Annotated in this window: 16 protein-coding genes and 1 pseudogene; 13 read left to right on the top strand and 4 right to left on the bottom strand. The window is 70.6% G+C overall.

What is annotated here, in order from left to right; all coding sequences use genetic code 11:
- Nucleotides 1-142: 142 nt before the first annotated feature.
- Nucleotides 143-829, bottom strand: coding sequence for a hypothetical protein (locus ACFWE2_RS17275; protein WP_377225451.1), 687 nt, complete (start codon nucleotides 827-829; stop codon nucleotides 143-145).
- On the bottom strand, nucleotides 826-1,539 hold the full coding sequence (locus ACFWE2_RS17270; RefSeq protein ID WP_377225450.1) for a hypothetical protein: 714 nt from the start codon (nucleotides 1,537-1,539) through the stop codon (nucleotides 826-828). The genes ACFWE2_RS17275 and ACFWE2_RS17270 overlap by 4 nt, the downstream gene beginning before the upstream one ends.
- 453 nt (nucleotides 1,540-1,992) lie before the next feature.
- Between ACFWE2_RS17270 and ACFWE2_RS17265 the strand changes: the two genes are divergently transcribed.
- The 11 genes from ACFWE2_RS17265 (at nucleotide 1,993) to deoC (ending at nucleotide 13,799) form a co-directional block, all read left to right on the top strand.
- The gene (locus ACFWE2_RS17265; protein WP_377225452.1) at nucleotides 1,993-3,222 is read left to right on the top strand and encodes an amidohydrolase; all 1,230 of its coding nucleotides are present in this window, start codon (nucleotides 1,993-1,995) and stop codon (nucleotides 3,220-3,222) included.
- A gap of 154 nt (nucleotides 3,223-3,376) precedes the next feature.
- A complete protein-coding gene (locus tag ACFWE2_RS17260) occupies nucleotides 3,377-4,453 on the top strand; it encodes a BMP family protein (protein ID WP_377225449.1) in 1,077 nt (358 codons plus the stop codon).
- 151 nt (nucleotides 4,454-4,604) lie between these two features.
- On the top strand, nucleotides 4,605-6,128 hold the full coding sequence (locus ACFWE2_RS17255) for an ABC transporter ATP-binding protein (protein WP_377225448.1): 1,524 nt from the start codon (nucleotides 4,605-4,607) through the stop codon (nucleotides 6,126-6,128).
- A complete protein-coding gene (locus ACFWE2_RS17250) occupies nucleotides 6,125-7,486 on the top strand; it encodes an ABC transporter permease (protein WP_377225447.1) in 1,362 nt (453 codons plus the stop codon). Before ACFWE2_RS17255 ends, ACFWE2_RS17250 begins: the two co-directional genes overlap by 4 nt.
- Nucleotides 7,483-8,781, top strand: a complete 1,299-nt coding sequence (locus ACFWE2_RS17245; RefSeq protein ID WP_377225446.1) for an ABC transporter permease — start codon at nucleotides 7,483-7,485, stop codon at nucleotides 8,779-8,781. The genes ACFWE2_RS17250 and ACFWE2_RS17245 overlap by 4 nt, the downstream gene beginning before the upstream one ends.
- Entirely contained in the window at nucleotides 8,778-9,239 is a 462-nt protein-coding gene (locus tag ACFWE2_RS17240) for a cytidine deaminase (protein ID WP_377225445.1), read from the top strand. The genes ACFWE2_RS17245 and ACFWE2_RS17240 overlap by 4 nt, the downstream gene beginning before the upstream one ends.
- Entirely contained in the window at nucleotides 9,236-10,612 is a 1,377-nt protein-coding gene (locus tag ACFWE2_RS17235) for a thymidine phosphorylase (RefSeq protein ID WP_377225444.1), read from the top strand. Before ACFWE2_RS17240 ends, ACFWE2_RS17235 begins: the two co-directional genes overlap by 4 nt.
- A gap of 138 nt (nucleotides 10,613-10,750) precedes the next feature.
- Nucleotides 10,751-11,656, top strand: coding sequence for a hypothetical protein (locus tag ACFWE2_RS17230; protein ID WP_377225443.1), 906 nt, complete (start codon nucleotides 10,751-10,753; stop codon nucleotides 11,654-11,656).
- Nucleotides 11,653-11,865: a hypothetical protein gene (locus ACFWE2_RS17225; RefSeq protein WP_377225442.1), complete on the top strand. Its 213-nt coding sequence runs from the start codon at nucleotides 11,653-11,655 to the stop codon at nucleotides 11,863-11,865. The genes ACFWE2_RS17230 and ACFWE2_RS17225 overlap by 4 nt, the downstream gene beginning before the upstream one ends.
- Before the next feature lie 36 nt (nucleotides 11,866-11,901).
- Complete coding sequence (locus ACFWE2_RS17220; protein WP_377225441.1) at nucleotides 11,902-13,050, top strand: adenosine deaminase; 1,149 nt, start codon at nucleotides 11,902-11,904, stop codon at nucleotides 13,048-13,050.
- The gene (gene deoC / locus ACFWE2_RS17215) at nucleotides 13,047-13,799 is read left to right on the top strand and encodes a deoxyribose-phosphate aldolase (RefSeq protein WP_377225440.1); all 753 of its coding nucleotides are present in this window, start codon (nucleotides 13,047-13,049) and stop codon (nucleotides 13,797-13,799) included. The genes ACFWE2_RS17220 and deoC overlap by 4 nt, the downstream gene beginning before the upstream one ends.
- Nucleotides 13,800-13,865: 66 nt before the next feature.
- Here deoC and ACFWE2_RS17210 read toward each other — a convergent pair whose 3' ends face one another.
- Nucleotides 13,866-16,604, bottom strand: coding sequence for a glycosyltransferase (locus ACFWE2_RS17210; RefSeq protein ID WP_377225439.1), 2,739 nt, complete (start codon nucleotides 16,602-16,604; stop codon nucleotides 13,866-13,868).
- An 83-nt stretch (nucleotides 16,605-16,687) separates the two neighbouring features.
- On the opposite strand from ACFWE2_RS17210, the gene ACFWE2_RS17205 reads away from it, so the two are divergent.
- Entirely contained in the window at nucleotides 16,688-17,305 is a 618-nt protein-coding gene (locus ACFWE2_RS17205) for a DUF402 domain-containing protein (RefSeq protein ID WP_377225438.1), read from the top strand.
- Nucleotides 17,306-17,350: 45 nt separating this feature from the next.
- On the opposite strand, the gene ACFWE2_RS17200 is transcribed toward ACFWE2_RS17205, so the two are convergent.
- Entirely contained in the window at nucleotides 17,351-18,154 is an 804-nt protein-coding gene (locus tag ACFWE2_RS17200; RefSeq protein ID WP_377225437.1) for a siderophore-interacting protein, read from the bottom strand.
- Between the two features lie 151 nt (nucleotides 18,155-18,305).
- Between ACFWE2_RS17200 and ACFWE2_RS17195 the strand changes: the two are divergent.
- Nucleotides 18,306-18,607: pseudogene (locus tag ACFWE2_RS17195) on the top strand (UDP-glucose 6-dehydrogenase); the annotation flags it as partial.

Raw genomic sequence — 18,607 nt, 5'->3', positions numbered from 1 at the left:
TGTCTGGGGGGCTGGTTTTTGTTTATAAGACACTGGGTTGTGATCTTATTGTTGCTGGGCCGGGCGGCCGCTCGGAATGGAAAAACGGGGTCTGGGTGGCTGGGCTTTTTTACCCCCCCTCCCCCCGACAACTACGCACCTCTTAGCTCAGGGAGGAGCTCCGGGTTCCATCCCACTTGAGCCAGAAGCCCAGGTAGATGTCCTCGTTGCCGCCGCCGGAGGCGCGCTCGAAGACCGTGTGGTACTTGACGAAAGCTTCAAGCGAGCGAGTCGAGACCCGTCGCTGCCCTGAGACGGTCGGGTCAGTTGCTGACCCTCCTGGTGCCGACACGTTGGAACTACCGTGGTTCTTGATCTCCGCGTTGGCTTGCGAGTACTTCTCGTACGTAACCTTGAACGAGATATAAATGCTGCCATTCCCGGCGGAAACCTTGCAGCCGCTGTAGCGAACCCAACCGCTGCCTTGTGTCACGCTGCATTCAGATATCCCAGATGCACTGACCCCGCCAGCAGTCCTCGGGGCTTGTATCGACTGGGTGGATACGGAACCGTCAGGGTACTGAAGGACCGTCGTCTCCATTGTGCCCTCACGCACCGTGCGGACAGCGATCGGCTCCGTCTCCAGTGTCATCGAGTCCGGGTTCTCGCCGGCTTCCATGCTTCGGATCAGTTGCTCCTGCACTTGGCCGGAAACACCGTATTGCGTCCAGTAGTTCCGCAAGTGGGTGTAGTCGTCAGTGCTCGCGGACGCTGTGGCCGCGCCGAACGGGATTGTCAGCGCTATTGCGACAGCCAACGTGGTGAAGGCGGAAAAGGCGCGGCGAATCATGGCGTCTCCCATCGGGTACTGGCGCGGTTGTCACCGACGAGCGCACGCATCTCGTACTTGGTGGATCCGCTGCCGTTGATGTTCGTGTGGATTGCTGTGATGTTCGCCCAGGCAGATCCCGTGGACGTCTCGGTCTTTTTCCTGATTGCGAGCTTTGGTGTGTCGCAGGTCCCTACCGAGCAGTGCCGGTATGGGGAACCGACCTCGATGATCTGGTCGTAGCGGGGCGTGATCGTGTAGGAGATGTAGAAGCCGAAGGTCACCACGCCGTTCTGCGAGGATGCGTGGCAGTCGTACCAGTTGACGTATCCGGTTCCGGATTCGCTGCTACGGCAGTTGTTCACGGTGGAGGGACCGATGGTTCCGGCCGATGTGGGGCGACTGATCGACGTGACCGACACCGAGCCGTCGCGGAACCGCTCAACGGTCCGACGCAGGCCTGCCGTATCGATGTTCTCGGTTGCCACAGGATCTCTGTCAGTTCGCGTCGAGTCGATCCTGTCGCCGGCCTCTAGGCGCTTGATCAGTGCTTCCTGCGTCGCGGGGGGCACTGAGTAACGCGACCAGAAGTCGCGCATTTCCTGCTCCCCGGACGGGGTGATCTCTACGTGGCCAGGAACTGTGGCGGTTTGCGCTGTTGCGGTTGCCGTCCCCGGTAGTGCCATCAACGCAGCCAGCAAAGCTGCACCAAGCAGTCTCAGTTTGCTCACGGGATGCCTCTCGTATCAGTTTCATTGCTAGAACCGGGCAATGATTCACGGGAAGGTGAACCGTCACGACCATCCTAGTTTCCTGACAGATCAATAGAATTCGGACGAATGTCCAAGTAGGACCCTGCGTAACGATTCGATTGTGAAGCGCGACGGCGGTCGAATGAGGGCGGCCTGCTGTGGCATGCCGTCTTACGCAGTGCCGACCAGGTTCCGGCACGCGCTTTACCTTCACAACTTCCCCACGATCTCGCTCTCCTCTACCCGGCCAGGGCTCTGCCTGGGTTTGTGCCACAGGTCGAGTTCCGATTGCATGGGCATGGTGTCCGCATCGCGGAATGGGTGGTCCATGGAGGTGTCTCGCGCAGCGGACAGCGCTACCGTGGTCAGGTGAACCCGACCCAGCAGCCCGTCAGTCTCGCCGACTTCGATCAGATCGTTTCGGGCGATCAGATGCCGGTGGGAGACGTGCCCGGAGGTAACGCGACGGATGTCGTCGCTGCGCTGGCCGCCCGCGTGGGCGAGCTCGCCGATGCCCTGGACGCCGAGCTGGTCAGGTTCCGCCGCGACGTGCACGCCCACCCGGAGCTGTCCCGCAAGGAGACCCGCACGACCCAGGTCGTCGCCGAGCGCCTGCGGGCGGCCGGCCTGGAGCCGCGCCTGCTGCCGATCGGCTCGGGCCTGGTCTGCGACATCGGCCCTGACCACGGGCCCGACGGCGAGGGCAGGGTCGGTCTCCGCGCCGACCTCGACGCCCTGCCGCTGCAGGAGACGAGCGGGGTGGAATTCGCCTCGACCGAGCCGGGCGTCGCGCACGCCTGCGGGCACGACGTGCACACCACCGTCGTGCTCGGGGCGGGCCTCGTGCTCGCCCGCCTGGCGGAGGAGGGGCGCCTGCGACGCGGCGTCCGGCTCTTCTTCCAGCCCGCCGAGGAGGTCTTCCCCGGTGGCGCCGAGGACATCATCAACCGCACCTCCGAGCTCGACGGCGTGGACCGGATGGCGGCGCTGCACTGCGACCCCAAGTTCGACGTCGGGCACGTGGGCACCCGGATCGGCCCGATCACCTCGGCCAGCGACTCCGTGATGGTGACCATCTCGTCGCCCGGCGGCCACACCTCACGCCCGCACCTCACGGGCGACGTCGTGTTCGCGCTCGGCCAGGTCATCACCCAGACGCCGGGAGTGCTCGGCCGCCGGCTCGACCCGCGCTCCGGCGTCAACCTGACGTGGGGCGCCGTGCAGGCGGGCTCGACACCCAACGCGATCCCGTCCACCGGCATCGTCAAGGGCACGCTGCGCTGCCTCGACGTGCGCGCCTGGGAGAAGGCGGGCGAGCTGGTGCGCGAGGCGGTCGAGCAGATCGTGGCTCCCTACCAGGTCAGCGTCTCGGTGACCGTGACGCACGGCGTGCCGCCGGTCGAGAACCAGACCGAGGCGACGGGCGACCTCGAGGACGCGGTCCGCGCGGCCGTCGGCCCGGGCGCGGTGCAGCTCACCGAGCAGTCGATGGGTGGCGAGGACTTCGCCTGGTTCCTGCGCAAGGTGCCCGGCACCATGGCCCGCCTCGGCGTGCGCACCCCCGGCGGCCGCACCTACGACCTGCACCAGGGCGACCTGGTCGTGGACGAGCGCGCGATCGGCGTCGGCGTGCGGACCCTTGCCCAGTTTGCGGCGAGCTGACCGCTGGATGTTCCTGTCGATGACGCTTCGGTAACGACTTACTCCGGTTACCGTCTCGAAACGCGAAATGCGGGATGCGCTGGCTACCCTCGGTGCGGTATAGGGCCCCAGACCTATTTGGATCAGGCCCGTCTGGACCATCGAAGGAGCACCAGTGAAGAAGGCTGTTCGGCTTACCGCCCTCGCGGGCGCAGCGGCGCTCGCGCTGTCGGCATGCGGCGCCGCCCCTGAGGAGACCACCGGTGGCGAGGCCACCAGCGACTTCAAGCCCTGCATCGTCTCGGACGAGGGTGGCTTCGACGACAAGAGCTTCAACCAGCTCGGCTACGAGGGCGCCACGGCTGCGGCCGACGAGCTCGGCACCAAGCTGGTCGACGTGCAGTCGACATCGGCGTCCGAGTACGAGGGCAACGTCCAGACGCTGGTCTCCGAGGGCTGCAACGCGATCGTCACGGTGGGCTTCAACCTCTCCGCGACCACCATCGCGTCGGCGAAGGCCAACCCCGACATCGACTACATCATCATCGACGACGCGGCCGACGCCGACTTCGACGGCAAGGCAGACGCCGACAACATCAAGCCGCTGCTGTACAACACGGCGGAGGGCGCGTTCCTCGCCGGCTACCTCGCCGCGGGCTACTCGAAGGCCGGCAAGGTCGGCACGTTCGGTGGCATGGACTTCCCGACCGTGACGATCTTCATGGACGGGTTCAAGCAGGGCGTCGACTACTACAACGAGACCAAGGACGCCGACGTCGAGCTGATCGGTTGGGACGGCAAGAAGGGCTCGTTCACGGGCAGCTTCCAGGCCGACCCGGCGGCGAAGACCACCGCCCAGAACATCCTCGACCAGGGCGTCGACGTGATCCTGCCCGTCGGTGGCCCGATCTACCAGCCCGCGGTGGACGCCATCGTTGACTCGGGCGAGGACGTCGCCCTGATCGGCGTGGACGCCGACTTCTACGAGACGGACCCGACCACGCAGGACATCGTGCTCACCTCCATTCTGAAGGGGATGGACGTCTCGACGGAGGAGGCGGTCATCGCCTCGGGCAACGACGAGTTCGACCCGACGCCGTACGTCGGCACCCTCGAGAACGGTGGCGTGGACCTCGCGCCGCTGCACAACTTCGAGGACAAGGTGGACCCGGCCCTCTGGGAAGAGGTGCAGACGCTCAAGGAGTCCATCATCGCCGGCGACGTCGAGGTGAAGTCCTACCTCGCCCAGTGATCCGACAGACTGTGACGGCTGATCGGTAGCTGTCGCGGTGGATGTCGGAGAGTTGACGCAAGATGGTCCCGGGGGGCACGGTTCACGCCGTGCGCCCCGGGACCTGTCATGAGCCCTAATACGTGCGGGCCCCCTTTCCGGAAGGATTCCTATGCGGCTCGAGTTGCGCGGCATCACCAAGCGCTTCGGCGCGCTCGTCGCGAACGACGCCATCGACCTGGTGGTTGAGCCAGGCGAGATCCACTCGCTCCTCGGCGAGAACGGGGCTGGCAAGTCCACCCTGATGAACGTGCTCTACGGCCTGTACGAGGCGGACGAGGGCGAGATCCTGCTGGACGACGTCGTCCAGAGCTTCTCCGGCCCCGGCGACGCGATGGCCGCGGGCATCGGCATGGTGCACCAGCACTTCATGCTGGTCCCGGTCTTCACCGTCGCCGAGAACGTGATGCTCGGCCACGAGCAGACCCGCGGCGGCGGACGTCTCGACCTCGAGGCCGCCCGCGCGCAGGTCAAGGAGATCTCCGCCCGGTTCGGCTTCCACGTGGACCCCGACGCACTGGTCGAGGACCTCCCTGTGGGCGTCCAGCAGCGCGTCGAGATCATCAAGGCGCTCTCCAGGAACGCGGACGTGCTGGTCTTCGACGAGCCGACGGCGGTGCTCACGCCGCAGGAGACCGACGAGCTGATGGCGATCATGCGCCAGCTCCGCGACGCCGGCTCCGCGATCGTGTTCATCACGCACAAGCTGCGCGAGGTGCGTGCCGTCGCGGACCGCATCACCGTGATCCGCCACGGCAAGGTGGTGGGCGAGGCCAGCCCGACGGCGTCGGACAGCGAGCTCGCCTCCCTGATGGTGGGCCGCTCCGTGGAGCTCACGGTGCAGAAGGACGCGCCGACCCTGCGCGACAACGGGCTCAAGGTCACCGACCTGGTGGTCACCAGCGAGTCGGGCGCCGTGGTGGTCGACAACGTCAGCTTCGAGGTGCGCGGCGGCGAGGTGCTCGCCATCGCGGGTGTGCAGGGCAACGGGCAGACCGAGCTCACCGAGGCCCTGCTGGGTCTCGAGAGCGACGTGTCGGGGAGCATCACGCTGGACGGCAAGGAGCTCGTGGGCCGGTCCGTGCGCCACATCCTGGACGCCGGCGTGGGCTTCGTCCCCGAAGACCGCACGCACGACGGCCTGATCGGCGAGTTCACCATCGCCGAGAACCTCATGCTCGACCGCTCCGACGGCCGGCCGTTCGTCAAGAGCGGCGCGCTCCAGCTCGGGTTCCGGGACAAGTTCGCGCAGGAGAAGGTCGCCGAGTTCGACGTCCGCGCGCAGGGCATCACCACGCCTGTCGGGCGGCTGTCCGGCGGCAACCAGCAGAAGGTGGTGCTCGCGCGCGAGCTGTCGCGCGACCTGCGCCTGTTCGTCGCGGCGCAGCCGACGCGCGGTGTGGACGTGGGCTCCATCGAGTTCATCCACAAGCGGATCATCGCCACGCGCGACTCCGGCGTGCCGGTGGTGGTCGTCTCCACCGAGCTGGACGAGGCGCTGGCGCTGGCCGACCGCATCATGGTGATGTACCGCGGCACGGTGGTCGGCGTCGTACCCGCAGACACCCCGCGTGACGTGCTGGGCCTGATGATGGCGGGGATCTCCCCGGAGGACGCGAAGGGAGAGGTCGCGTGAACGCGCCTCGTTCGAACAGCGGATCGAGCTCGGGGCCGAACCCCGAGCAGGAACCCGGCCTGGACCCCGGCACGGCCGAGGAGCTGGAGCAGGAACGGGCACGCGAGGCCGGACCGGCCGTCGACGGCGCCGTCGACACGGAGAGCCGCCTGGCCAAGGCGTTGCAACAGACGATGACGAGCCCATGGACCGTGTCCGCGGGCGCCGTGCTGCTCGCGGTCATCGCGGGCTCGATCATGATCGCCTTCACCAACGAGGGCGTGAAGGAGGCCTCCGCCTACTTCTTCGCCCGGCCGGGTGACACCCTGGTCGCGCTCGGTCAGGCGATCGGCGGCGCGTACTCGGCGCTGTTCCGCGGCTCGGTGGTCAACCTCCAGGCGCCCGACTTCGTCACCGCCATCCGGCCGCTGACCGAGACGCTCAGCTACGCGACCCCGCTCATCGCGGCGGGCCTCGGCGTGGCACTCGCGTTCCGCGCCGGGCTGTTCAACATCGGTGGCCAGGGACAGATGCTCGTCGCGGCAGCGGCGGCCGGCTGGGTCGGCTTCGGCGTCAGCGGCGTGCCGTTCCCGCTGCACCTGTTCATGGCGCTCGTCGCCGGTATCGCGGCGGGTGCGCTGTGGGCCGGGCTGGCTGGTCTGCTCAAGGCCCGCACCGGCGCCCACGAGGTGATCGTCACGATCATGCTCAACTACGTGGCGTTCTACCTGATCTCCTACTTCCTCGCGACGCCAGGTCTGCTGCAGGCGCCCGGATCGGCCAACCCGAAGACGCCGCCGACGCCGGAGTCGGCACAGCTGCCGCGGCTGCTCGGTGACCAGTTCAACCTGACCTGGGGCTTCGTGCTGGCCCTGCTCGCGGTCGTCGGCGTGTGGTGGCTGCTGAACCGGTCGTCCACCGGGTTCGTGTTCCGCGCGGTGGGGGAGAACCCGCGTGCCGCGCGGGTGGCGGGCATCGACACCGGCCGTGCCACCGTGAGCTCCATGCTCGTGGCCGGCGGGCTCGTCGGCCTGGCCGGCGCCTCGCAGGTGCTGGGTGGCGTCACGACCGGCTTCGGCTCGGACATCGACGCGGGCGTCGGGTTCGACGCGATCACCGTCGCCCTGCTCGGCGGGTCCAGCCCGTGGGGCGTGCTCGCGGCAGGGATCCTGTTCGGCGCGTTCAAGGCCGGCGGCACCACCATGCAGGCCGCCGAGGGCGTCCCGAGCGACATCGTGCTCGTGGTCCAGTCGCTCATCGTGCTGTTCATCGCGGCGCCGCCGCTGGTCAGGGCGATCTTCCGGCTGCCGGACCCGAACCGGCGTCGGGCAGCGAAGAAGACGAAGGCGACCCGGAACCGGAAGGAGGCGGCAGCGTGAGTGCCGACCACAAGACCACCCAGCTCGACGCGCCCCTCTCGGAGACGACGCGCACCGTGACCGTCGTGTCCTGGAAGACGACGGGCGTGCTGCTGGCCGTGACCGCGCTGTACGCGCTGCTGCTCCTGGCCGTACCGCACTCCGGTGACACGCGGTTCCTGCTCTCGGGGCGCAGCGACTTCTTCCAGATCCCGGTGATCGTGCTGCCGTCGGCGGCGCTCGCCTGGGTGTGCGGCGCCGTGCTGCTCGCGGCGACCGCGGCAGCCGCCGTGCTCACCGCACGCGGGACCAGGACGCCGGTCTGGGTGGTGATCGTGTTCGCCCTGGCCGGGCTGACCGGGTTCCTGGCGTGGGCCGGCGCGGGCAGCCCCCGCGACCTGTCGGTCGTCGGCCTGCTCGGCGGCGCCGTGCTGTGGTCCGTCCCGTTCGTGTACGGCGCCATGGGCGGCGTGATCGGCGAGCGTGCGGGCGTCGTGAACATCGCCATCGAGGCGCAGCTGCTCGGCGCGGCGTTCACCGCGGCGGTCGTCTCCTCGATCACCGGGAGCGCGGTGGCCGGCCTGGTCGCGGCGGTGGCGGCCGGCGCCCTCGTCGCGCTGGTCCTCGGCCTGTTCGCGATCACGTACCACGTGAACCAGGTGATCGTCGGTGTGGTGCTGAACGTGCTGGTGGTCGGCCTGACGAGCTTCCTGTACTCGCAGGTGCTCGTACCCGGCGCGGAGCAGCTCAACTCGACCACGCGCTTCACCGCCATCCCGATCCCGATCCTCTCGGACATCCCCGTGCTCGGGCCGGTGCTGTTCCGCCAGCCGCTGCTGATCTACCTGATGTTCCTCGCTGTCCCCGCCGTCTGGTACGCGCTGAACCGGACCCGCTGGGGCCTGCGGCTGCGTGCCGTGGGCGAGCACCCGAAGGCTGCCGACACCGTCGGCATCGACGTGGTGCGCACCCGCTACAACGCCGTGCTCGTCGCGGGGGCCGTGGCGGGACTCGGCGGCGCCTTCTACACCACGGTGCAGCTCAGCCAGTTCGGCGAGAACATGACCGGTGGCGCGGGCTACATCGCGCTGGCCGCCGTCATCTTCGGCAAGTGGGACCCGGTGCGTGCCGCCTTCGCCGGTCTGCTGTTCGGCTTCGCGTCGAACCTGCAGAACGTGCTCTCCGTGGTGGGCTCGCCCGTGCCCAGCCAGTTCATGCTCATGATCCCGTACGTGGTCACGCTGCTCGCCGTCGCGGGCCTGGTGGGACGCTCCCGTCCCCCGGCCGCGTCGGGCGAGCCGTACGTCAAGGGATGAGAGAGGTGGACGTGAGCTCCGTGGACTCGGCAAGCACGGTGGATCCTGCGGGTGCGGTGGACTGGGACGGCCTGCGGGCTGCCGCACGGGAAGCGGTGGAGAAGGCGTACGCGCCGTACTCGGGCTTCCCGGTCGGCGCGGCGGCCTTCGCCGACGACGGCCGCCTGCTCGTCGGCGCCAACGTCGAGAACGCCGCGTACGGCGTGACGCTGTGCGCCGAGTGCTCGCTCGTCAGCGCCCTCGTGATGTCGGGCGGCGGCCGGCTCGCCGCGTTCACGTGCGTGAACGCGCTCGGCGAGACGATCATGCCGTGCGGCCGGTGCCGGCAGCTCCTCTGGGAGCACGGCGGGCCGGAGCTGCTGGTCGACACCCCGCAGGGCGTGGTGCCGATGACCGAAGTACTGCCCCAGGCCTTCGGGCCGGGCGACCTGGACCATGTGCGAGAGGCAAGGCGATGACCGAGCAGTTCGACGCAGTCGACATCATCCGGACGAAGCGCGACAACGCGGAGCCCCTCACCGACGAGCAGATCGACTGGCTCCTCGACGCCTACACCCGTGGTGTGGTGGCGGACGAGCAGATGTCCGCGATGACCATGGCGATCCTGCTGAACGGCATGTCGCGCGCGGAGATCTCCCGGTGGACGAGCGCGATGATCGCGTCCGGCGAGCGCATGTCGTTCGCCGACCTCTCCCGGCCGACGGCGGACAAGCACTCCACGGGCGGTGTCGGCGACAAGATCACCCTGCCGCTCGCGCCCCTGGTGGCGGCGTTCGACGTCGCGGTGCCGCAGCTCTCGGGCCGCGGCCTCGGCCACACGGGCGGCACGCTCGACAAGCTGGAGTCCATCCCCGGCTGGCGCGCGTCCCTGTCCAACGACGAGATGATGGCCCAGCTCGAGTCCGTCGGCGCCGTCATCTGCGCGGCGGGGGCGGGCCTCGCGCCCGCCGACCGCAAGCTGTACGCGCTGCGTGACGTCACCGGCACCGTCGAGGCGATCCCGCTCATCGCGAGCTCGATCATGTCGAAGAAGATCGCCGAGGGTACCGGGGCCCTGGTGCTCGACGTGAAGGTCGGCTCCGGCGCGTTCATGAAGACCCTGGAGAGCGCGCGCGAGCTCGCCCGCACCATGGTCGACCTCGGCACCGACGCCGGCGTGCGGACCGTCGCCCTGGTCACGGACATGTCGGTGCCGCTGGGGCGCACGGCGGGTAATGCACTGGAGGTGCGCGAGTCCCTCGAGGTCCTCGCGGGTGGTGGCCCGTCCGACGTCGTCGACCTGACCGTGGCCCTCGCCGTCGAGATGCTCGCCGCGGCCGACCGCCCCACCTCGGAGGCGGACGTGCGCGAGGCCCTGGCCGACGGCCGGGCCATGGACAAGTGGCGGGCGATGATCGCGGCGCAGGGCGGCGACGTCGACGCTCCGCTGCCGGTCGCCAAGGAGTCGGAGACCGTCGTTGCCCCCGAGTCGGGCGTGCTGGCCTCGCTCGACGCGTACGCGGTCGGGGTGGCCGTGCACCGGCTGGGCGCAGGCAGGGTGCGCAAGGAGGACGCCGTCCAGGCCGCCGCGGGCATCGAGATCCACGTGAAACCGGGGGAGCAGGTGGCCGCCGGCCAGCCGCTGTTCACCCTGCACACCGACACCCCCGAGCGGTTCGCCCGGGCGCGCGAGGCGCTCCAGGGCGGCTGGACGGTGGAGCCGGCGGGCGCGCTCGGCGGCGCACTGGCCGGCGCGGCGGGCGCACTCTCGATGGTGGACGTGGGCGCCGGGGCGCTGGTCGGGGCGGCGCTGGCGTCCGACGAGTCGGTGGTCCTGGACCGGATCGTCTGACCTGCGCGCCCGTTCTGCGGGCTGACCTGCGCTTCTGGGGCGCGCTGGATCGCCGATGCGCCCCAGCGTGGCGCCCCGGCGAGTCGCTCCGGCCCGGCTTAGCCTGTGGAGGTGCCGTCGACATTGCACCTTTCGTCCATGCTCGGCGCTGTGCGCGCGTTCGCTGGGCCGGTGCCGGCCCCGCCGCCGCCGGGCCGCTTCGCCCGGCCTGCCGTGCCCGACGACGTCGAGCAGCGCCTCGAGTCGGTGACGTCCCGCGCGCGGCGTTCCGTCCTCGACCCGCTGGCACGGGAGCGCGGCACCGGGACGGTCGGCTTCCCACGGCGGCTGAACCTGCCGTCGCTCGACGGAGCCACCGCGGCCGCCGTGCAGGTCGACGAGAGGACGTGCGGGTCGGCGGTGCTGGCGATGCTCGGGCTGGCGGGCGACCCACGGGCAGCCCTGCGGCTCGCGAGCGGTGACCCGGCGGAGCGGTTCGTGCGGCTGCAGCATGCCGTCCATGCCGCGACCAACCGCCGCGGGCTCGTCGTCGCGGGCTGGCCACGCAGCTACGGCACGCCGCCGTGGGGCGCCGCGCGGTTCGCCACCTACGGCGGTGTGCGCTACACCCACCGGGTCGCCGGGTCGCGAGCCCTGCTGGAGGCGGCGGTGGCGAGCGCGCGTGCGGGTGTCCCGGTGCCGCTGTACACGGGTGGTGACGTGACGGGTGGCTGGGACTCCGCGGTCCCGCGCCACGTGGTGCTGCTCACGCTCGCCGACGGCGAAGGCGCCGAGGGCAGCGCGGTCCTGTACGAACCGTCCGGCGCCGGGCTGCACACGGTTCCTGTCGCCGCGCTGCTCGACCCGCCCCCTGTGCCGTCAGGCAGGGCGGACGCCGCGCAGTCGACCGGCGACCGGACGGCCGCACGCGTGCGCAAGGCGCTGACCGCGGCGCTCGGCGGCTGGCCCCACGTGGCCTGGGTGCTGCTGCCCGAGCATGCCGGGCAGTGGCACGGTGACGAGACCCGGGTGACGATGGAGGCATCCGACGAGGAGGCCCGATGAGCACACTCCCTGGTCCCGACTCCTGGCGCGACGCCGGCCTGGACCCGCCCGAGGACACCGAGGTGGACGCCACGCACGACCCCGACGAGTACGTACCCGATGCGCCGCGTCCCGACAGCGACGGCGCCGCCGCGGAGGCGGACGTCGTCGAGCAGGCGCTGGACGTGCCCGCCGACACCTCCGACGAAGAGCGCCCCGAGGCCGGCTGACGGCCGGCTGTCGGTGCCGGACGGTAGGTTGTCAGCATGACCACGCAAGACCCCGGGGCGCGCCCCAACGAGGCGCTGCTGCGCGCCCTGCCCAAGGTTGTCCTGCACGACCACCTCGACGGTGGGCTGCGACCGCAGACCGTCCTCGAGCTGGCGGACGCCGCCGGGCACACCCTGCCCGCCGCCGACGCCGACTCCCTCGCCGGCTGGTTCCGCGAGGCCGCCGACTCCGGTTCGCTCGTGCGGTACCTGGAGACCTTCGAGCACACCATCGCCGTCATGCAGACGGCCGACAACCTGGCACGCGTCGCCCGCGAGGCGGTGCTCGACCTCGCCGCGGACGGCGTCGTGTACGCCGAGCAGCGCTGGGCGCCGGAGCAGCACCTGGCCGGCGGGCTGTCGCTCGCGGAGGCCGTCGAGGCCGTGCAGGCCGGGATCGACGACGGCATCGCCCTGGCGGCCGCGGACGGGCACATCATCCGGGTGGGGCAGCTCGTCACGGCCATGCGGCACCTGGACCGCTGGCAGGAGATCGCGGAGCTCGCCGTCACGTACCGCGACCACGGCGTGGTCGGGTTCGACATCGCGGGGCCCGAGGCCGGGTTCCCGCCGTCGCGCCACCTCGGCATCTGGCGCTACCTCGCGGAGCACGACGTACCCGTGACCATCCACGCGGGCGAGGCCGACGGCCTCGACTCCATCGGCCAGGCCGTGCACCTCGGGCACGCCGACCGGCTGGGCCACGGAGCCCGGATCATCGAGGACATCGCCTTCGTGCCCGGCGACCCCGACGCGAGCGGTCTCACGGGTGACGGGCGCGGGGGAGCCGCCGACCTCGGCCGCCTCGCGCACTGGGTGCGCGACCACCAGATCCCGCTCGAGCTGTGCCCGGTCTCGAACCTGCAGACCGGCGCCGCCGAGTCCATAGCGAAGCATCCGATCACCCGGCTCAAGGAGCTGGACTTCGCCGTGACGCTCAACACGGACAATCGCCTGATGTCTCGCACGTCGATGACGCACGAGATGAAGCTGCTCGTCGACGAGGCGGGCTGGACGCTCGACGACCTCGTCGACGTGACGGTCACCGCCGCCTGGGGTGCGTTCATGCACCACGACGAGCGGCGTGACCTCGTGGAGCAGGTAATCCTGCCCGGAATCCAGAAAGTTGAAGGTGCACTCGTATGACCGCTCAGCCCGAAGCGCCCCGGACCCCGGCCGTGCCGCACGACAGGGCGGCGCTCGCCGCGTACGTCGACCACACGCTGCTCAAGCCGGAGGCCACAGCGGCTGACGTCGCCACGCTCGTCGAGGAGGGCGCCGCGCTCGGCGTGTTCTCGGTGTGCGTGTCCCCGTCGTTCGTGTCCCTCGCGGTCGAGGTGGCCGCAGGACGGCTCGCCGTCGCCACGGTGTGCGGGTTCCCGTCGGGCAAGCACATGGGCGACGTGAAGGCCTTCGAGGCCGCCCGCGCCGTGTCCGACGACGCGGACGAGATCGACATGGTGATCGACGTCGGCATCGCACGCACCGGCCGGTTCGACGCCGTGCAGGCCGACATCGCGGCCGTGCGCGCCGCGATCCCGAACGACCGCATCCTCAAGGTGATCATCGAGTCGGCGGCACTCACCGACGAGCAGATCGTCGGCGCGTGCAAGGCGGCGGAGGCCGCCGGCGCGGACTTCGTGAAGACGTCGACGGGCTTCCACCCCGCCGGCGGCGCCTCGGTGCACGCGGTGTCGCTGATGGCCCGGACCGTCGGCGCGGCGGGCGGCGGCCGGCTCGGGGTCAAGGCCTCGGGCGGGATCCGGGACCTCGACGCCGCGCTCTCGATGATCGAGGCGGGCGCGACCCGGCTCGGCCTGTCGAGCACGGCATCGGTCCTGAACGGCTTCGACAAGAACGCTGCCACCCCGACCCCGTCCACCGACACCTACTGATCGTTGAGTGCTGGATATTCGCCCCTCCGGTCCCCGGAAAAGGGCGAATATCCAGCACTCAACGGGTCAGCGGCGGGAAGCCAGCCAGGCCTCCGTGGCCGTCCAGTGCTCCTTGAGCAGCACGTACTGGGTGTCGTGCCACGGCTTGACCGGCCCCGCCCAGTGGATCAGCGCGGGTTCGGCGACCACCTCCTGCGTGGGCCATGCGTTCCAGCGCGCGTCCAGCTTCTGGTAGCGCGAACCCGCGTAGGCGTTGAGCACGTCCTGGTCGTTCAGCCCGTACCGCTCGGCGTACGGCACGAACTCGTGGGTGAACCGGTCGGCGCGCATGACCGCCAGGTCGAGCAGCAGGATGCCCGCGTTGAACCCGCGGTACCCGTGCCGGTGCCGCTGGGTCATGGCGCGCACGAGGTCGCGTGCGGCGCCGGGGTCGTGCCCGAGCAGCCTGGTGGACCGGATGACGTTGCCGATGCCGTGCCGGTAGTTGTACGAGATCGACGGACGGGCCGCCAGGGGTGCCCCGCCGAGGTCGGCATCGTACAGCTCGGCCAGGTCGACCACCGACAGCGCGTCCAGGTCGTGGTAGATCACGCGGTCCAGGTGCGGCAGCAGCTCGGGCAGCAGCAGCCGGTCCATGGTGGCGACCGTGATGTGCTTGAGCATGCCGAGCACGGTCCCGTAGTCGATCCCGTCGCACGCGTACCACTCGAACGTGACCTCGGGGAAGAGCCCGGCGAGCCGGTCGTGGTCCGCCGGCGTGTGGTCACGCGTGAGCGCGACGACCCGCACCGGCCGGTCGGTGTGCCGCACCACCCCGGCGACCACCACCTCCATCTGCGAACGCAGGTTCCCGTCCAGGGCCACCGCGACGGCGACCGTCCCTGCCTCGCCCGAAGCCGGGAGCGTGCGCGGCCGGGCCGCCTCCACGACGACGCGGGTGGCGCGAACGCCCGCGACCACGTCGTCCACCGAGACGCTGCCGGACGGCGCCGGCACCGGCGCCTCGTGCACCGCCAGCGCCCGCTCGACCTCGTCAGCGACGGACGCGCGCCACGTGGCGTAGACCTCGTCGCGGGACGCCCCGGCGAGGATCTTGGCCATCGCCGGCGCGACGATGCCCCGGATCCGCTCCTGCATGGCACGCCGGCCGCCCTCGTCGGCGTCGAGCAGGCCGGCGAAGCGGATGTCGGCGTCGTTCCGGGGCCGGAAGTCGACGTCGGCCCCGATGGCCCACGACGGCAGGAAGGCGTGCAGGCGTGAGGTGACGACCCGGGAGTACCGGCCGCGGTACGCATCGAGCAGGTCGACGGCGGTGTGCAGGTTGCTGCTGAAATCGTTGGAGCGCACCGAGGGATGCAGGTGGGTGACCAGCTCGCTCCCCGCGTCGTCCGCAGGGACCGGGGTGTCCACGTACACGGCGGGAGCCCCGGCGGGCGCGCGCGTGAAGTCGGCCGGGAAGACCGTGTCGATCGTCGTCGTCAGGCAGCCGCTGAAGAAGGCCGGGACACCCGCGCCCAGCAGCAGGTGCACGGTGGTCCAGTCGCGGCAGCCGATGGGCCCGTGGGCCTTGAGGTAGTCGACGGCGGTGGGCGTCAGGATCGCGTGCTTGTTGACGTGGAACGAGACGAACAGCGGCTGCAGGTTCTCGTGGAACGGGAAGTCGAAGCGCAGGTCGAACTGGCTGTGCATGTACCAGCCGAACGCGAGCATCCACGTGTTCTCCGGGACCGCGTCCAGGCGGGACATGTCGCGCTGCACGAGCGTGAGCTGCACGTCGGCACCGGGACCGGCCACCCTCTGGTCGGGGCGCACACGATCGGCGAGGAAGCGCACGGGCTCCGCGACGGCGTCGTCGCCGTGCAGGCGCAGGCCCTCGTGCCGCAGCAGGTGGCCGAGGCTCGCGACGGTCTGCACGGCATCGCCGATGTTGCTGGATGCCACGTTCTCGTCGGGCGCCTTGTAGTCGATGACGGCGAACGAGACATGGCCGGTCGGCACCCGCGCGGGCCTGGCGGGCCGGAGCGCCTTCTCGACCCATGGGGCCAGGTAGTCGATGGACGCGCCGACCTGCTCGGTGAGGCCGGTGCCGAGCCGGGCGGCCTCGAGCACCTCGGCCGACGCCTCGGGCTCGTCCCCGATGAACAGGAGCTTCGCGATCTCGAGCAGCACCGCCGCGTCGGTCACGAATCCGTGGCGCACCCAGGTGGTCGCCGTCCGGGCGACGTCGGGGTTGGCCATGGCGATGCCGGCCCGGAGGTACTCCGCTGGGGCGAGGCGCGCGGCGTCGTCGGGGCCGAGCTGGCGCAGCAGCTCCCAGGCGAGCTCACGCAGGCCGACGCGCTGTGCGATGAGCGCGGCGCCGGCGACGCCCGCACGGCGTGTCTCGGGATGCGCCATCAGCGAGTGGCACAGGGACCGCCACTGAGCGGTGTCCAGGCTGCGGGTGCCACGGATGGAGGTGGTGACCGCCTCGTCGACGGGGAGGCCACGCCGGAGGGCCGCGGTGAGCACCGCGTCGCCGGAGAGCGGCTCCGGCCGTTCCTGGAAGGGGCGGTCCGCGGCGTGGTCCGGGGCGGACCACACCTCGCGCGGCTGACGGTTCGCTTCCTTGGCGGACGCCCAGGTCTCCTGGTCGGGCGTCGGCAGCGGTCTCGCCTCCGGTACCGGGCCAGGCCGGTCCGGATGCGGGTTGTGGAGGGGATCCGCGGTGGCGGTGAGGAGCGCCTCGGCGATCATCTCGTCAGCGGTCTGGACCGGGTGCGCAGTCTCACCGGACGCGGCGAGACGGCGGCTTGCAGGGGACATGAAGGCTCCTCGGGGGGTAGGCGGTGGCCAGAGCGTAGTGCCACCGGGTTACGCCCTGACGACGTCTGGGTAGGCTCCCGGACATGTCTGCGCAACAACCTGCTGACCAGGGACTTCTGCCGTCGGTGCCGACCGAGCCGGGGACCCGCGTCCGGGTGCGCTATCGCAAGTGGGACGAGACGCCGCACTGGGTCTTCGAGGGGCGGTACCTGGGCTCGGACGAGCACGGCCGGTGGGTCGGTTTCCCGGCCGGGACCCGGTTCGCGCGGCCGGGTGCGACGTACCGGTCGACCGGGCCGGGTGTCGGGTTCTTCGGGGACGTCGGCTGGACCCCTGCGTTCTACCGCGGCCATCCGAACGGCATGCGGGTCTACAGCGACCTCAGCACGGTGCCGCAGTGGCGGCGGTTGCCGGCCGGCCTCCTCGGCGGCCGGGGCCGCGCGCGCTTCGAGGTGTCAGCGGTCGACCTGGACCTCGACGTCATCGCCTTCGAGCCCGGCACGGACGAACCGCGGGGCCAGTACTTCATCGACGACGAGGACGAGTTCGCGGAGCACACCGTCCGGTACGGCTACCCGGCCTCGGTCGTGGCCAAGGTCCGCGCGGACGCCGACGCACTGCTCACCGCGGTCCGCGCGGGAGATCCGCCCTACGACGAGGCGACCCGGAAGCGCTGGTTCGCGGTGCTCGACGCCCTGTGAGCGGACGCGGGAAGCCCCAGCGTCGCGCACGTCCCGCGGCGCGCCTCAGCGCGCGCTGAGCACCAGGTCGTCCTGCTCCACCGCCGCGCGCCACTCGGCCTTCTCGGCACGCCAGTGCTCGTCGTCACGGCCCTGCCGCCAGTAGCCCGACGCCGACAGCAGCTCGCGCGGCACGCCCAGCGTCGCGCGTGCCCAGCGGCGCAGCTCGCGCACGCACCCTGCCTCGCCGTGCAGGAACGTGTGGGGCACGCCCTCGGGCAGCTCGGCGGCCTGCACGACGTCGGCAACGCTCGCCCCCGCCGACCGGTGCACCCACGTGAGGTGCAGGTCCCCGGCGCTCGTGATCGCCTGCTCCTCGGACGCGTCGGAGACCTCGACGAAGACGTGGGCCACGGCGCCGTCGGGCAGGGCCTCGCACGCGGCCGCGATGGCGGGCAGGGCCGACTCGTCCCCGACCATGAGGTGCCACGGGGCGTCGGGGGAGGGCGCGTAGTCGCCGCCCGGCCCCAGGAACGAGACCTCTTCGCCGGGCTGGACGCGCTGCGCCCAGGGGCCGCCGTAGCCGACGTCGCCGTGGGTCACGATGTCGAGGTCCCAGCTCGACTCGGCGACGTTGCGGATCGTGTAGGTACGCAGCACCGGACGGCCCTCGGGTTCGGGGGACTCGGCCATGACGAGCTTGATGTAGCGGTCCGTCTGCGACGTCGGGTCGACGGCGGCGAGCGCGTCGCCGCCGATCGTCACCCGGATCATGTGCGGTGTCAGGTGCCGGACCGCAGTCACGGTCGCCGTGGTGCGAGCTGCCTTGCGGGGCTTGCCGGTCGGTGCGTTCGTGGTCTGCGTAGTCATGGTGAGGTAAGCCTAACCTCGGAGCCTGGGGAGCGCCGGTGTGGCGTGCGTCACGGGCGAAACGCATCCGCCATCAGCGGGCGGCTGGGACGGCAGGTGCCCGCGCCATAGCATTGGCTCGTCATCGACCTTTCCTGTCAGGAGTCCAGTCGTGAAGATCGCTGTTGTCGGCACGGGGTATGTCGGCCTGTCCAACTCGGTGCTGCTCGCCCAGAACCATGAGGTCTGGGCCCTGGACGTCGACCCGGTCAAGGTGGCGCAGGTCAACGACCGGATCTCGCCGATCGTCGACGCGGAGCTCGAGGAGTACCTCCGGGACAAGCCCCTGAACCTGACCGCGACCCTCGACAGGGAACAGGCCTACGCGGGTGCGCAGGTCGTGGTCGTGGCGACGCCGACGAACTACGACGAGGTCACGAACTTCTTCGACACGTCGTCGGTCGAGTCCGTGAT

Source organism: Promicromonospora sp. NPDC060271 (assembly GCF_042726755.1).
GTDB lineage: Bacteria > Actinomycetota > Actinomycetes > Actinomycetales > Cellulomonadaceae > Promicromonospora.
The sequence above is the reverse complement of the archived record's forward strand: the minus strand, read 5'-3'. Positions and strand labels throughout refer to the sequence as shown.